The 12,869-nt window shown below is 64.7% G+C and carries 16 protein-coding genes; 5 read left to right on the top strand and 11 right to left on the bottom strand.

All coding sequences use genetic code 11. The features are described from left to right. Positions 1–41: 41 nt before the first annotated feature. The 5 genes from pcp (at position 42) to ACQY39_RS16360 (ending at position 3,417) form a co-directional block, all read left to right on the top strand. Positions 42–704, top strand: coding sequence for a pyroglutamyl-peptidase I (gene pcp, locus ACQY39_RS16380; protein ID WP_428507989.1), 663 nt, complete (start codon positions 42–44; stop codon positions 702–704). Positions 705–841: 137 nt separating this feature from the next. Further along, positions 842–1,120 (top strand): DUF2282 domain-containing protein, encoded by a 279-nt coding sequence (locus ACQY39_RS16375; RefSeq protein WP_428507987.1) that lies wholly within the window; start codon positions 842–844, stop codon positions 1,118–1,120. Positions 1,121–1,140: 20 nt separating this feature from the next. Further along, positions 1,141–2,010, top strand: coding sequence for a DUF692 domain-containing protein (locus ACQY39_RS16370; protein ID WP_428507985.1), 870 nt, complete (start codon positions 1,141–1,143; stop codon positions 2,008–2,010). A gap of 2 nt (positions 2,011–2,012) precedes the next feature. Next, positions 2,013–2,813, top strand: a complete 801-nt coding sequence (locus tag ACQY39_RS16365; RefSeq protein WP_428507983.1) for a putative DNA-binding domain-containing protein — start codon at positions 2,013–2,015, stop codon at positions 2,811–2,813. Positions 2,814–2,889: 76 nt separating this feature from the next. Then, a complete protein-coding gene (locus tag ACQY39_RS16360) occupies positions 2,890–3,417 on the top strand; it encodes a DoxX family protein (protein WP_428507981.1) in 528 nt (175 codons plus the stop codon). A 4-nt stretch (positions 3,418–3,421) separates the two neighbouring features. Here ACQY39_RS16360 and tolA read toward each other — a convergent pair whose 3' ends face one another. From tolA to ACQY39_RS16305, 11 genes are all read right to left on the bottom strand, one after another. Beyond that, positions 3,422–4,336 (bottom strand): cell envelope integrity protein TolA, encoded by a 915-nt coding sequence (tolA, locus tag ACQY39_RS16355; protein WP_428507979.1) that lies wholly within the window; start codon positions 4,334–4,336, stop codon positions 3,422–3,424. Positions 4,337–4,343: 7 nt separating this feature from the next. Next, positions 4,344–4,787 carry a protein TolR gene (gene tolR / locus ACQY39_RS16350; protein WP_428507977.1) on the bottom strand — a complete coding sequence of 148 codons (444 nt, stop codon included), beginning with the start codon at positions 4,785–4,787 and terminating at the stop codon, positions 4,344–4,346. Positions 4,788–4,806: 19 nt separating this feature from the next. Next, on the bottom strand, positions 4,807–5,505 hold the full coding sequence (gene tolQ, locus ACQY39_RS16345; RefSeq protein ID WP_263520137.1) for a protein TolQ: 699 nt from the start codon (positions 5,503–5,505) through the stop codon (positions 4,807–4,809). Continuing rightward, the gene (locus ACQY39_RS16340) at positions 5,502–5,984 is read right to left on the bottom strand and encodes a YbgC/FadM family acyl-CoA thioesterase (RefSeq protein ID WP_428507975.1); all 483 of its coding nucleotides are present in this window, start codon (positions 5,982–5,984) and stop codon (positions 5,502–5,504) included. The genes tolQ and ACQY39_RS16340 overlap by 4 nt, the downstream gene beginning before the upstream one ends. After that, positions 5,981–7,186: a pyridoxal phosphate-dependent aminotransferase gene (locus ACQY39_RS16335; RefSeq protein WP_428507973.1), complete on the bottom strand. Its 1,206-nt coding sequence runs from the start codon at positions 7,184–7,186 to the stop codon at positions 5,981–5,983. Before ACQY39_RS16335 ends, ACQY39_RS16340 begins: the two co-directional genes overlap by 4 nt. Next, positions 7,183–7,719, bottom strand: a complete 537-nt coding sequence (gene nusB / locus ACQY39_RS16330; RefSeq protein ID WP_428507971.1) for a transcription antitermination factor NusB — start codon at positions 7,717–7,719, stop codon at positions 7,183–7,185. Before nusB ends, ACQY39_RS16335 begins: the two co-directional genes overlap by 4 nt. After that, positions 7,716–8,189 (bottom strand): 6,7-dimethyl-8-ribityllumazine synthase, encoded by a 474-nt coding sequence (gene ribH, locus ACQY39_RS16325; RefSeq protein ID WP_428507969.1) that lies wholly within the window; start codon positions 8,187–8,189, stop codon positions 7,716–7,718. The genes nusB and ribH overlap by 4 nt, the downstream gene beginning before the upstream one ends. 14 nt (positions 8,190–8,203) lie before the next feature. Next, positions 8,204–9,304 (bottom strand): bifunctional 3,4-dihydroxy-2-butanone-4-phosphate synthase/GTP cyclohydrolase II, encoded by a 1,101-nt coding sequence (gene ribBA / locus ACQY39_RS16320; RefSeq protein WP_428507967.1) that lies wholly within the window; start codon positions 9,302–9,304, stop codon positions 8,204–8,206. A 48-nt stretch (positions 9,305–9,352) separates the two neighbouring features. Next, the gene (ribD, locus tag ACQY39_RS16315) at positions 9,353–10,447 is read right to left on the bottom strand and encodes a bifunctional diaminohydroxyphosphoribosylaminopyrimidine deaminase/5-amino-6-(5-phosphoribosylamino)uracil reductase RibD (RefSeq protein WP_428510862.1); all 1,095 of its coding nucleotides are present in this window, start codon (positions 10,445–10,447) and stop codon (positions 9,353–9,355) included. A 60-nt stretch (positions 10,448–10,507) separates the two neighbouring features. Then, positions 10,508–11,518: a recombination-associated protein RdgC gene (locus ACQY39_RS16310; protein WP_428507965.1), complete on the bottom strand. Its 1,011-nt coding sequence runs from the start codon at positions 11,516–11,518 to the stop codon at positions 10,508–10,510. 100 nt (positions 11,519–11,618) lie between these two features. Further along, positions 11,619–12,869 carry a type IV pilus modification PilV family protein gene (locus tag ACQY39_RS16305; RefSeq protein WP_428507963.1) on the bottom strand — a complete coding sequence of 417 codons (1,251 nt, stop codon included), beginning with the start codon at positions 12,867–12,869 and terminating at the stop codon, positions 11,619–11,621.

Here is a 12,869-nt window from a genome sequence, read left to right as displayed (position 1 = left end):
ACAATCCGCTCACTCATTGCCAACAACGCCGCGGAAATTCCATGCCTCAGCTGCCGTCGACTCAGCCCACCCTCCTCTTGACCGGGTTTGATGCCTTCGGCGGAGAGTCCGTCAACCCGTCCTGGCTGCTGGCCCAAGCCTTGGACGGACAACTGATCGAAGGTCACCGGGTGGTGGCGCTCCGGCTGCCTTGTGTTTTCGGGGAGGCGCTGCAGGTGCTCGACAGCGCCTTGCACGAGGTGCGGCCGAGTTTGGTGCTGGCCTTGGGGCAGGCGGCGGGCCGCAGCGAGCTGTCACTGGAACGGGTGGCCATCAATATCGACGACGCGCGCATTGCCGACAACGCCGGAGCCCAGCCCGTCGATACACCGGTGGTACATGGTGCGCCGGCGGCCTATTTCTCGACCCTGCCGATCAAGGCCATGACGGCAGCCTTGCGCGCAGCCAGCATCCCTGCTGCCGTGTCCCAGACGGCCGGTACCTTTGTTTGCAACCATGTGTTCTTCGGCTTGCAACATGCGTTGACAGGCAGTTCGGTGCGCAGCGGCTTCATGCACATTCCCATGCTGCCTGAGCAAGCAGCTCGGCACGCCCACATGGCCAGCATGAGCCTCGCGTGCATGAGCCAGGGCCTGCGCCTGGCGCTGCAGGCGGCACTGCGGGTGACGCAGGATCTGCAGCTCGCAGATGGCGCCATTGCTTGAATTCAGATTTTTTTGCGTGAACGCTGTAAGGCCAGGGCCTTGCCTTGCGACTGAACCCAGCCCGCGGCATCATGCCGCCGGGACCGAGTCTTTCAACAGGTTCTTATCCATCCCTTCTCACTCATCAGGAGTAGTTCATGCAAAGCAAGCAAATGGTTTCTGCCGCACTGGCTGCCGTGTTCGCCATGGGTCTGGTCGGGCAAGCTGCCGCCCAGGACAAGACGGCCAAGGAAAAATGCTTCGGCATTGCCAAGGCCGGTGAGAACGACTGCTCCAGCCTCAGCGGCAGTCATTCCTGCGCGGGTCAGGCCAAGACGGACATGGCCGTCGAGGAATGGAAGTACGTGGCCAAGGGCAGTTGCAAGGCACAGAACGGCCTGAGCGCCGAAGAAGCCAAAGCCAAGCTGAAGAAGTAAGGCCAGGCGGCTTCATCATCATGGCAGGCGGCCTGGTGGGCATGGGTTGGCGGCAAGCGCATTACGACGAGGTCTTGGCCACTGAGCGCAGCGAGCCGGGCTGTGATTTTCTCGAAGTCCATTCTGAGAACTTCTTTGCCGGAGGTGGGGCGAGCTTGCAGGTCTTGATGGTCGGGCGCGAGCGCCTGCCTGTCAGTCTGCACGGCGTCGGCCTCGGCTTGGGGTCGGCCTGCGGCCTGGACCCGTGGCATCTGGATCGCCTGGCCGATTTGGTCGAGCGGGTGGATCCCATGCTGGTCTCGGACCATGCGGCCTTCACCCGTGCGCCTTGGTCCGGCGAGCAGCAGAGCTTGATGCATGCGGGCGATTTGCTGCCCATCCCGTTTGAGCGCAGCAGTCTGGACTTGATGGTCCGTCATGTGCAGCAAGTGCAGGAGCGTCTGCGCCGACCGCTGCTGGTGGAGAACCTCAGTGCTTATCTTGGCTGGCAGGTTGAAGGCGATGAGGCCATGTCCGAGCCCGAGTTCTTCAATGCCTTGACCCTGCGCAGCGGCTGCCGGCTGCTGCTGGATGTCAACAACCTCGTGGTCAATGCCCGCAATGGCGGTGCTGCCGCTGATGCAGCGGCTCAGCAGGCCATCAACTGGCTGCAAGTCCTTCGGCGTGACTCCGTGGGCGAGATCCACCTGGCTGGGCATCGCGAGTTGCCCGATCTGGTGATCGATGACCATGGCAGTCGTGTGTCTGAGCCCGTCTGGCGGGTGTACCGGGCGGCGATTGAGCGTTTCGGCCCTGTGCCCAGCTTGGTCGAATGGGACAGCGAGATTCCCGAACTGCCGGTCTTGCTTGCCGAGGTGGCGCGGGCCCGTGTGGAAATGCAGGCAGCGTAAGCATGAGCGAAGCCATCCTCTTGCAGCGTCAGCAAGCCTTGCTGAAGGCCTTGACGGCCTCGGCTTCAGAAGCCGTCGGTCTCATGCCGCAAGGCTTGCAGGCCGTGCGTGGTGGTGGTGCAGCGCTTGCTGAAGCGGTGCTGGCGCGCGGTCTGCAGGCCTACCGGCTCAATGCGCAGGTGCTGGCTGACAAGGTGCTGGCGCAGGCTTTCCCCCGGCTCCGGCAAGTACTGGGTGAAGCCGACTTTGCGGCCATGGCCTGGGCTTGCTGGCGTCTGCGCCCTCCACATTGCGGGGACCTGGGCGAATGGGGCGCCGTCGTGCCTCGCTTTTTGGCTGATCAGTCAGGAATGGAGCCCTGGCTGCCCGAGCTTGCAGAACTGGAGTGGGCAATTCACAGCCTGGAACGCTGGCCTGATGATGCGCTCGACCCGGCTTCCTTGGGTCTCATGGCGACGGCAGCGCCGCCGGACTACACCTTGGTTCTGCGCGCGGGTTCGCAGCTTTTGGAGCTCAGCGGAACGGCCTGGGGCGCTTGGCAGGGCGAACAGAGTCCGCGCGAAGACGTGGATGCCGTGCAGCTTTTGCTTTGGCGTCCACGTTGGCGGGCTGAGCTGCAGCTGCTCGGTCCGAACGAAGCTGCGTTCATGCGGGCCTTGTTGCAGGGGCAAAGCCTGGAGCAGGCCCTGGATGCGGCGCAACGAAGCGCATCGTCCGGCGATGCATTTGATTTTGGAACCTGGCTGCAGGCCGCGCTGGAGCAGGGCTGGCTGGGCTCCGCACGCCTGCTGGCAAGGCGCTGAACGACTCGCGCGCTCGACCTGCCTGCTGTCTCGTTCCTTCCGTTTTTTCTTGATTCATCATTCAAGGAGGTGCCCCATGGCGACCCCATTGATCGGCGGCCTGCGGGCGGCCCTCTTGTTCCTGATGGATGCCGGCCCACGCCGAGCGCTGGTTGCGGCCGATGCGCAGGACCCCGTGACGCCGCGTTTGCACGTCATCGAACGCCATGCCCAGGCATTGGCCAGCTTGCTGGCGCGGCTCTATGTGGCCCAGGTATTCCTGCTGTCCGGTCTGACTAAATTGCGCGATTGGTCCAGCACCCTGGCCTTGTTCGAGGATGAATACCATGTGCCGCTTTTGTCGCCTGAGTTGGCGGCCTATCTGGGCACGGCGGGCGAGCTGGTCTTGCCGGTGCTGCTGGCATTGGGGCTGGGCGGGCGTTTTGCGGCGCTGGGGCTGAGTGTGGTCAATGTCATCGCCGTGCTCAGCCTGAGTGAGATCGCGCCAGCGGCCCTCTTGGGCCATCAGCTCTGGGGTGCGTTGCTGATGATGCTCGCGCTCTGGGGCGCCGGCCCCTGGTCGCTGGATGCCTGGTGGGCCGCGCGCCGGGCGACGCGCGCCTGAACACTCATTCGCGTGGTTGGAAACTGATCACCAGCACCGGCGGCACGCGGCCGTCGGTGTCGCGCGGCAGGGTCTCGGTCTTGTCGATGGCGCGCAGCACCGCCTTGTCCCACTCGGCATCGCCGCTGGGCTTCAGCAGCTTGCTGGCCACGATCTGACCACTGGGCAAGGTTCGCACCTCCACCTCAGCCACCGGATTGCCTGCCGGCATATCGGTGTAGATGATGTTGGGGCGAATGCGTGCCTTGATGCGACCGCCATAACTGGCTGAAGGCCCGGAGCTCTTGAGCGCCGTGCCTGTGGCTCCGGGCCCGCCGCTGGCGCCGGCCATGCCCTGGATGCGGCGCAGGTTCTCCTGGCGCTGCGCCTCCAGCTTGGCTTCCCGTTTGGCGTCATCAGCCTTGGCTTGCTTCTCTTTGAGTTGCTTGTCCTGCTTCTCTTTTTTGAGCTTGTCCTCGGCTTCGCGCTTGGCCTGGGCTTGCTTGTCGCGTTCGAGCTTCTCTTTCAAGGCGAGTTGCTTCTTGCGCTCCGCCTCGAGCTCGGCCAGGCGCTGCCGTTCGGCGTCCAGCTTCTTTTTCTCCTTGGCCTTGGCGATGGCGATTTCGGCCTCGCGCTCGGCCTGGAGTTCTTCAGGGCTGGGTTGCTGGACCTTGGGCTCGGGCTTGGGTTCAGGCTTGGGCGGCTCAGGTTCCGGCTCGGGCTCAACCAACTTGGGCGCGGCTGCTTGCGGCACGGCAGACCACAGCTCGGCTTCGAAAGCCTGCGGGTCTTGCGTGCGCCAGCTGACGCCAGCACTCAGCGCAGCCAGCAGGGCCGCGTGGGCGATCAGGGCAAACGCGAAACCACGTCCCATGCCCGGCGGGGCCGGTGGGCGCAGGGGATCATGCAGGTGGCTGGCACCCAGGGGCAGGCTGCTCATGAACTGATCAGGGGTTCCCGCTGTTGCCGCCGCCATTGCGCACGGCCAGGCCGACGCGTTGAATTCCGGCGCTTTGCAGCACATCCATCACCTTGACCACGGCCTCGTACTTGACGTTCTTGTCGGCCGAGATCACGACCGGCGTGTTGCTTTGGCTGCCTTGGGCCTGGCGCGCACGCTCGGGCAATTGCTTGAGTGTCAGAGCCTGCGGCTCTTCCTGATCCACTTTGAATTTGAGCTTCTCGTCCGGGCCGACAATGACATGGATCACATGCTCGGGCTGCTGGCGGCTCTTGCCCACGCTGGGCAGGTCCACCACACCGGTGGTGATCAGCGGCGCGCTGACCATGAAAATGATCAGCAGCACCAGCATCACGTCGATGAAGGGCACCATATTGATCTCATTGATGGTGCGGCGGCGGGATCCGCTGCGCGAGGAGACGGCGGCCATGGTGGCGGGCTCCGCGTGCTCAGCGCGCCGGGCCTGCCGGCTGGGCGGGCAGGGTGGCGTTGCGCTGCAGGATGTTGGAGAACTCTTCGATGAAGGATTCCAGGGTGATGGCGCTGCGGTCGATCTGGCGCGCGAAGCGGTTGTAGGCCAGCACCGCGGGGATGGCGGCAAACAAGCCGATGGCTGTGGCCACCAAGGCTTCGGCAATGCCGGGTGCCACGGTCGCCAGGGTCACTTGCTGCACATTGGACAGGCCGACGAAGGCGTGCATGATGCCCCAGATGGTGCCGAACAGGCCGACGTAGGGCGAGACGGAACCCACCGAGGCCAGGAAGGAGAGGTTGCTCTCCATGGTGTCCATCTCGCGCTGGAAGCTGGCACGCATGGCGCGGCGGGAACCGTCGAGCAAGGCCGTGGGTTCGACCACGCGGCGCTCACGCAGCTTCAGAAATTCGCGCATGCCCGAAGCGAAGATGCGTTCCAGCGGTGCGCCGCCGACCTTGCCGTTGACGGCGGTGTAGAGCTCATTGAGATTCTTGCCCGACCAGAACTCCTGCTCGAAATCCTCATTGCCTTTCTTGATGCGCGAGAGCGAGATCAACTTGCTGAAGATCACACTCCAGCTGGCCAGGGACACCGTCAGCAAGGCGGCAATCACCAGCTGCACCGCCAGACTGGCGTGCATGATCAGGGCGACGATGGAAAGGTCTTGGTTCATAGAGCCACAACAGGTTTTTGGAGCGCCTCGATGACCGAGGCAGGAATACGGCAGGGTTTGAATTCGGCGATGGCGTCTGTGCCCGAGAGTTGGGCGGAGACGCAGCCAATGCGAATCTCGCCTTCGGCCAGCAAGCGGCGGCCCTGGGGCCCCTCGATGAAGGCCTGCTGGAAGACCAGCATGCTGGCACGGCCGATCTCTCGCGGCTCGACGGTGACGAACAGCCAGTCATCCAGCCGCGCCGGGCGCAGATAGCGCACCGAGGTCTGGCCGACCACGAACATTGCACCCGCCTCATGGCGCATGGCTTCCTGGCCAAAGCCCAGTCGGCGCAGCCATTCGGTGCGCGCGCGTTCGAAGAACTTCAAGTAGTTGGCGTAGAACACCACGCCACCGGCGTCGGTGTCCTCCCAGTACACCCGCAGACCATGCTCGAAGACTGGCGTTGCGTTGGCAAGAGTCACGTCGTTCGCATTCATGCGGATGCGATCCGGTAACGCGGCAGTTGCTCGGCCAGCCGGGCCACGGCTTCGCGCAAGTCTTCCATGCTGCTGGCGTAGGACAGGCGCAGCCAGCGTTCGCTGCCGCTGCGGCCGAAGTCGCGGCCGGGTGTCAGGGCAATCTGGGCGCTGCGCATCAAGTCAAAGGCCAGATCCCAGCTGCTGGTTCGGCAGAAATCCGAGGCATCCATCCAGACATAGAAGGCGCCGTCCGGCAGCACCGGCACGCGCAAACCCAGGGCTTTCAGCGCCGGCACGATGAAGTCACGCCGCTCGCGGAAAGCAGCGCGGCGCTGTTCGTAGATGGCCAGGCTCTCGGGCTCGAAGCAGGCCAGCGCGGCGTGCTGGGCAATGCTGCTCGGGCAGATGAAGAGGTTCTGCGCCAGCTTTTCAATCGGCGCCACCAGCGCGGGCGGCAGCACCAGCCAGCCCAGGCGCCAGCCGGTCATGCTGAAGTACTTGGAGAAGCTGTTGACCGAGATCACGTCCTCGCCCAAGCCGAGCGCGCTTTGCTCGAAGCGAGCATCCTGGCTCAGGCCGAGGTAGATCTCGTCGACGATGGTGACGCCGCCGCGGGCGCGCACGGCTTCAACAATTTCGCGCAAGGCTTCGGGCTCGATCGAGGTGCCGGTCGGGTTGCTGGGCGAGGCCAGCAGCACGCCTCGGCTCTGTGCGGTCCAGGCCTCCCGCACCTGCGTGGGGCTGGGCTGGAAACGTTGTTCGGGGCCTGCCGGCAGCAGCAAGGCTTCGGCGTCCACTGCGGCGACGAAATGCCGGTTGCAGGGATAGCAGGGGTCGGGCATCAAGACCCGGTCGCCGGCTTCGAACAGGGCCTGGCAGACCAGCTGCAAGCCGGCCGAGGCGCCGGCGGTGATGACGATGCGCTCGGGTGCAACGCTCAGGCCAAAACGCTTGGCATACCAATCGGACAGGGCCTGGCGCAGTGCGGGCAGGCCTGTGGCCGGGGTGTATTGGGTGCGGCCGGCACTGATGCAGGCCTGTGCCGCCGCTTGCACGGCCGCCGGCGCCCCGAAGTCCGGCTCGCCGATATTGAGAAAGACCATGGGGCGGCCACCCTGCGCAGGGTCGCAGACGGGGCTGCGCGCCAACTCGGCGGCAGCCTTGCTGCACTCCATCACATAGAAAGGCTCGATGTGGTCGAGTCGGCCGGCCAGCTTCATTTCGAAGCGGAACTCCTGGCGTCGCCGGCCTTGCCGCGTGCGCTGACTTCCAGAGGGCGCAGGTCACCGGCGGCGCGGTCGAGCACGCCGTTGACATACTTGTGGCCGTCGGTGCCGCCAAATGACTTAGCCAGCTCGACGGCTTCGTTGATCGCGACCTTGTAGGGAATGTCGACGCAGTGCTTGAGCTCGTAGGCACCGATCATCAGCACCGCATGTTCGATCGGCGAGAGCTCGGTGGTCTTGCGGTCCACGTGTCGGGCCAGCACGCCGTCGAGGTCGGAAGCCTCCAGGATGCAGCCATTGAGCAGGGCGTCGAAATGGGCGCGGTCGGCCTTGTCGAAGTCTTGTTGCTCGCGCATGTGGGCGTCAATGGTGCCGACGTCATCGCCGGTGATCAGCCATTGATAGAGGCCCTGTAGCGCGGCTTCGCGTGAGCGACGGCGTGCCGATTTGGGCTGCACGCGCTTGCGCGGGGTGCTGCCGGTGGCGCTTTTTGCTTGGGGTGTGGCGCTCTTGTCGTTCGTGTTCACTGCAGGTCTTCCATCAAATTGGCCATCTCGACCGCCACACGGGCCGCGTCGCGGCCTTTTTCCTCGGCGCGAGCCCAGGCTTGTTCTTCGTTCTCGACTGTCAAGATCGCGTTGGCAATGGCGATCTGGTTGTCCAGGCCCACCCGCGTGATGGCCGCGCCGCTTTCGTTGGCGACCAGCTCGAAGTGGTAGGTCTCGCCGCGGATGATGCATCCCAGAGCCACCAGTGCGCTGTAGTCCTGGCTGTCGGCCATGGCATTGAGGGCAATCGGCACTTCCAGCGCACCCGGCACGGTGACGTGGCGGATGTGAGCTTCGCTCACGCCCAAAGCCTTGAGCTCGGCCACGCAGGCTTCGGCCAGGCGGCTGGTGATGGCGTGGTTGAAGCGGGCTTGCACGATGCCGATGCGCAAGTCTTGCCCGTTCAGCGAGGCTTGAGCCGCGGCGTGGCCTTTGTCCGATCCTTGCATGGTGTGCGCTTCTCTCAGGAGTTAGGGTTGGCGGCTTGGAAACCGGTGACTTCCAGGCCGTAGCCGGTCATGCTGGGCATGCGGCGCGGGCTGCCGAGGAGGCGCATCTTGTGCACACCCAGTTCGCGCAGGATTTGCGCGCCGACGCCGTAGGTGCGCAGGTCCATCACCGTGCGCGGCGGCTGGACGGGCTCACTGGCTTGCAGGCGAGTCAGCAGGCTGCTGGCCTCTTCGCCGCAGTTCAGCAACACGGCCACGCCGCAAGGGGCAGCTTGTAGTTCTGCCAAGGCGGCTGGCAGCGGCCAGGAGTGACCGCAGGAGCCGGTGTCCAGCAGGTCGAGTACGGACAGGGGCTCGTGCACACGCACCAGCACCTCGTCGCTGGCCGACCACTGGCCCTTGCTCAGGGCCAGGTGGGTGGCGCCGGTGCGGTCGGTGTAGACGCTGCAGTCGAATTCACCCTGGGCGGTTTGCAGCTTGCGCTGGGCCACACGGCTGATCAGGGTCTCGTTGCGGCTGCGGTGTTCGATCAGGTCGGCAATGGTGCCAATCTTGAGCCCATGCTCCTTGGCGAATTCGATCAGGTCGGGCAATCGGGCCATGGTGCCGTCGTCCTTCATGATCTCGCAGATCACCGCGGCAGGCGTGAGGCCGGCCATCCGGGCAAAGTCACAACCGGCTTCGGTGTGACCAGCGCGCATCAGCACGCCGCCATCCTGGGCTTGCAGCGGGAAGATGTGGCCGGGCTGCACCAGATCGCGCGCTTCGGCACCGCGGGCGACGGCGGCCTGAACCGTGCGTGCGCGGTCGGCGGCCGAGATGCCGGTGGTGACGCCGGTAGCGGCTTCGATGGAGACGGTGAAGGCGGTGGCGTGCTTGGTGCCGTTGCGGCTGGCCATGGGCGGCAGCTGCAATCGCTCGCAGCGCTCGCGGGTGAGGGTCAGGCAGATCAAGCCACGGCCGTACTTGGCCATGAAGTTGATCGCCTCTGGCGTGACATGGTCGGCCGCCAGCACGAGGTCACCCTCGTTTTCGCGGTCTTCTTCGTCAACCAGGATCACCATACGGCCGGCTGCAAGCTCGGCCACCAACTCGGGGACGGGAGATATGGGCATAAACCCGATTGTAGGCGGGGCAGGGCCGCTCCAACTGGAGCGGGGTCATCAATCGCGTCGCGGCCGCGCCCGTAGGCGCAGATCCTCGCCGATGGGTGTGCATTCCTGCCACTGCCAGCGCTGGGCTTGGTCGAGCTGGCTCAGGGCGGGCAGGGCAGCCAGCTCGCGCCCCGGGCCCAGCAGCAGCGGGGCCATGTAGACCAGGAGTTCGTCCACCAAGCCAGCGCGCAGCAGGGAGCCGTTGAGCTTGTGTCCGGCCTCGACATGCAGTTCGTTGATGCCGCGCCGGCCCAACTCATCCAGCAAGGCTGCTAGATCGACCTTGCCGCCCGGGCCGGGCAAACTGATCAGCTCGGCGCCTTCCTCATGCAGCGCGGCGGCCGAAGCGTGGCCTTCCAGCGAGCCGAGCGCATGGCAGAGCAAGACCTGACCCGGTGGCGGAAGCAATCGGGCCGAGGGCGAAATTTCAAGCCGGGAGTCGACGATGACCCGCAGCGGCTGCAGCACGGTGTCGACCAGGCGCACGTCGAGCCTCGGGTCGTCATCGCGCACCGTGCCAATGCCGCTGAGCACGGCGCCTGCGCGCTTGCGCCAGGCATGGCCGTCCTGGCGGGCTGCCGGTCCAGTGATCCATTGGCTGAGGCCGTTTTCCAGCGCTGTGCGGCCGTCCAGCGAAGTGGCCACCTTCATGCGCACAAAGGGTCGGCCGCGCTGCATGCGCGAGAGAAAGCCGATGTTCAGCTCGCGTGCCGCTGCGCTGAGGGCCCTGTCGCCCATCCAGTCGGCTTGAACGCCGGCGGCGCGCAGGCGGGCCATGCCTTGGCCGGCGACCTGCGGGTTGCTGTCTTCCAAAGCCGCGACCACGCGACCCAGGCGGGCCGCGATCAAGGCATCACAGCAGGGTGGCGTGCGCCCGTGGTGAGCGCAGGGTTCCAGCGTGACGTAGGCCGTCGCACCCTGAACCGATTCGCCGCGCGCTTGAGCATCGCGCAGTGCCATCACTTCGGCATGGGCTTGGCCCGCCGCCTGTGTATGGCCCTGGCCGAGCAGGCGGCCATCGGGCGCGACGATGACGCAACCCACTCGCGGATTGGGGTCGGTCAAGCCAACGGCCAGCTCAGCCAGGCGAAGGGCATGGCCCATGGCCTCCTGCGGCGACGCCAAGCTGGCCGGGCGTGGCAGGGCTGCCGTGTGGCTCACCGCTCAGTCCCAGGGCGCGGTTTCGAGGGGCGTGGCGGTGCTGGCATTGCTCGCCGGGCTTGCGCTCGCGCTCATGCTCTCTGCCGCCGGCAGCGCAGCCAAAGCCGCGCCAGCGGCAAAAAAGTCATGCTCGCCACCGAGGCCGTCGATCAGCTCAGGGATGAGCTTGCACAGCTCGCCAGTGGCCAGAGCCGCGTCGGCATCGAAGGCTTCATCTTTTTCGGGCGTGTCCCGGCCCTCGAACGCGAGATCCAGGAAACTGATCTTCTTGATCTGCAAGGTGTCGGTGAGCATGAAGGACACGCGGTCTTTCCAGCTCATGGCCAGGCGCGTCGGCGCCTTGCCGCTTTGCAGATGCTGGCGAACCTCTTCGATGTCCAGCGAATGCCGGGCATAGCGCACGACCGACTTCATCTCGTCGCCGCTTTTGAGTTCGCATTCGCGGTCAATGCTGAAACCCTCGGGCGGCACGCCGTCCATCAACCAGGCGGCCATGCAGACAGCAGGGGACTCTGCCGTTTGCACCAGGTGCAGGTTGAGGCCGTCGAGCGCCTTGACCAGCAGGGTGACAACTTCCTCGGCGCGACTGGCGCTGCCGGCGTCGATCATCAAGAGTTGCTGTGCTGGAGCGATCCAGACGCGGATCGACGACTGCTTGGTGAAGGCCTGGGGAAGCAACTCTAAGGTGGCCTGCTCTTTCAGGTCCTTGGTTTGCTTCTTGCCGGGCTTGCGGCCGGTTTCTTGCTCAATTCGGGCGGCCAATTCATCGGTCCGCTTGCGGACCACCGATCCGGGCAGCACGCGCTGTTCCAGCATCAATTTGAGCAGCCAATGCCCACCAATGTCTTCCACCAAGGGGGCATGGGGAATGCCTCGTGGCGAGGTCCAACCCAACGACTGCGCCTGAGTGGCGCCGCACTCGACGAAGACCGACTTCGCCAGGCTTTCTTCAATCTGCTCAACCGTGGCTTGCCATTCCGCAGCAATGCGGTAAACCATCAAATTCTTGAACACTGCAGTCCTTGCTTTTTCATTGGAGCCCGCTCGCTGGGGGTGCGAGCGGCAAAGCTTGGATTGTCACTCAGCTCGCAGTGCATTCAGTTGACAGAGCTGCTCAGCGAGGCTGCTGTTGAATGGTGCTGTTGTTGACGAAAACCCCGTTGGCGGGGTTGACGGCGGCACCCGCTGGGCAGTTGGCTGCTGCGTTGATGACCAAGAAGTTCTGGCGTGCCAGAGAGCCGGAGACGGCGTTGTAATTCTCCGGATGCTCGGAGTTGCTGATGCTGCCGCTGCCGTCATAGTCGGCACTGTAGCGACACACCTTCTTGGCATCAGCGCCGACACCCAGATTCAAGCCTGACAGCTCGAGTCGGCCTGACCAGATGCGCGGCGTGGCGTTGTTGGGCTCGACAATGCAGTTGAAACTGACAAAACCCATGGTGTTCACTGCGCTGGTCGGCGCGTCATCGAAACACTGGTGAACTGGAGCGCTGATCGCCCCGTTCAGCGTGCTGTTGACAATGCCGACATCAAGCGGCCAGGCCGTGCCGCCCGGTTGAGCCGGGTCGGGCCTCTCCGCCGAGGAAAACTTGACGACACCGCTGAGCAAATAACCTACCGTGGTATTCGAGCAAGCAGCGACATCAGCCGCTGTCAAGCTGCTGTTCAAGGTTCCCATGGCCACCGTGCAGACGCCCGTGATTACTCCAGTCATGTTGTTGAACACCCAGGCGACCGTTGCATTCGGCGAGGGCACGAACACGCTCTTGCCATTCCCCAGGTCCTGGGCTGTCACCGGAATGCTGACTTCGCGTTCAGCCGGCCGCCGAGTTGCCGAGTTGCTTAAAGGCAGTCCGAGTGAGGCGCCAAGGGCGGGGTCGGCTCGTGCAATGAAACTGTCCAAAAGGACAAACTGTTCGTTGTCCGCTCGGTCCTGCCATTGCACGCGCACCCGGACTTGCCGCAAGGCCGCTTGAGCCTGCTCCTGCCCCGCAACTGGGTCCGCCCAGTCGGTGACCGTGCGGGTGATGTTGAAGCTGGTGTTGCCGCCCGCTCTATTTGCGGCGGCCGAAGTGACTCCGGCATAGGCCCGTGTGCCCGTCGGGCCGGATGCTGCTGCTTCGGCGCTGAGCACAGAGTAGTCCCGCAAGGTTTCCATCTCACCTTGTGCCAGACGCAAGGCTTCACCGCGCTGCAATGCCTGATCGCTGCCGCGGCGCATGGTGCTTTGAATGCCTGCCAAGGCCACCATGCCGAAGGCCATGATCAGGAGCGCTACCAGGGCCTCGATCAAGGCGACGCCACGCTCCAAGGGCATTGGCGCGCTCGATCTGGCCTGGTCTAGGTTCTGCTTCGTCGTCTTCAT

Origin of the sequence: Roseateles sp., from assembly GCF_965262435.1 — a bacterium.
Lineage (GTDB): Bacteria > Pseudomonadota > Gammaproteobacteria > Burkholderiales > Burkholderiaceae_C > Paucibacter_A.
Note: the sequence above shows the minus strand (reverse complement) of the source record. Positions and strands in the feature narration are given on the sequence as shown.

What these genes read in the sequence shown, in the direction of transcription:
- pcp (WP_428507989.1), top strand. Translation starts at nt 42, where the DNA reads ATGCCTCAGCTGCCGTCGACTCAGCCCACCCTCCTCTTGACCGGGTTT.
- ACQY39_RS16365 (WP_428507983.1), top strand. Translation starts at nt 2,013, where the DNA reads ATGAGCGAAGCCATCCTCTTGCAGCGTCAGCAAGCCTTGCTGAAGGCC.
- ribBA (WP_428507967.1), bottom strand. Translation starts at nt 9,304, where the DNA reads ATGCCCATATCTCCCGTCCCCGAGTTGGTGGCCGAGCTTGCAGCCGGC.
- ACQY39_RS16375 (WP_428507987.1), top strand. Translation starts at nt 842, where the DNA reads ATGCAAAGCAAGCAAATGGTTTCTGCCGCACTGGCTGCCGTGTTCGCC.
- ACQY39_RS16305 (WP_428507963.1), bottom strand. Translation starts at nt 12,869, where the DNA reads ATGAAGACGACGAAGCAGAACCTAGACCAGGCCAGATCGAGCGCGCCA.
- ACQY39_RS16340 (WP_428507975.1), bottom strand. Translation starts at nt 5,984, where the DNA reads ATGAATGCGAACGACGTGACTCTTGCCAACGCAACGCCAGTCTTCGAG.
- ribH (WP_428507969.1), bottom strand. Translation starts at nt 8,189, where the DNA reads ATGCAAGGATCGGACAAAGGCCACGCCGCGGCTCAAGCCTCGCTGAAC.
- ribD (WP_428510862.1), bottom strand. Translation starts at nt 10,447, where the DNA reads ATGGGCCATGCCCTTCGCCTGGCTGAGCTGGCCGTTGGCTTGACCGAC.
- tolA (WP_428507979.1), bottom strand. Translation starts at nt 4,336, where the DNA reads ATGAGCAGCCTGCCCCTGGGTGCCAGCCACCTGCATGATCCCCTGCGC.
- ACQY39_RS16335 (WP_428507973.1), bottom strand. Translation starts at nt 7,186, where the DNA reads ATGAAGCTGGCCGGCCGACTCGACCACATCGAGCCTTTCTATGTGATG.
- tolR (WP_428507977.1), bottom strand. Translation starts at nt 4,787, where the DNA reads ATGGCCGCCGTCTCCTCGCGCAGCGGATCCCGCCGCCGCACCATCAAT.
- ACQY39_RS16360 (WP_428507981.1), top strand. Translation starts at nt 2,890, where the DNA reads ATGGCGACCCCATTGATCGGCGGCCTGCGGGCGGCCCTCTTGTTCCTG.
- ACQY39_RS16370 (WP_428507985.1), top strand. Translation starts at nt 1,141, where the DNA reads ATGGCAGGCGGCCTGGTGGGCATGGGTTGGCGGCAAGCGCATTACGAC.
- tolQ (WP_263520137.1), bottom strand. Translation starts at nt 5,505, where the DNA reads ATGAACCAAGACCTTTCCATCGTCGCCCTGATCATGCACGCCAGTCTG.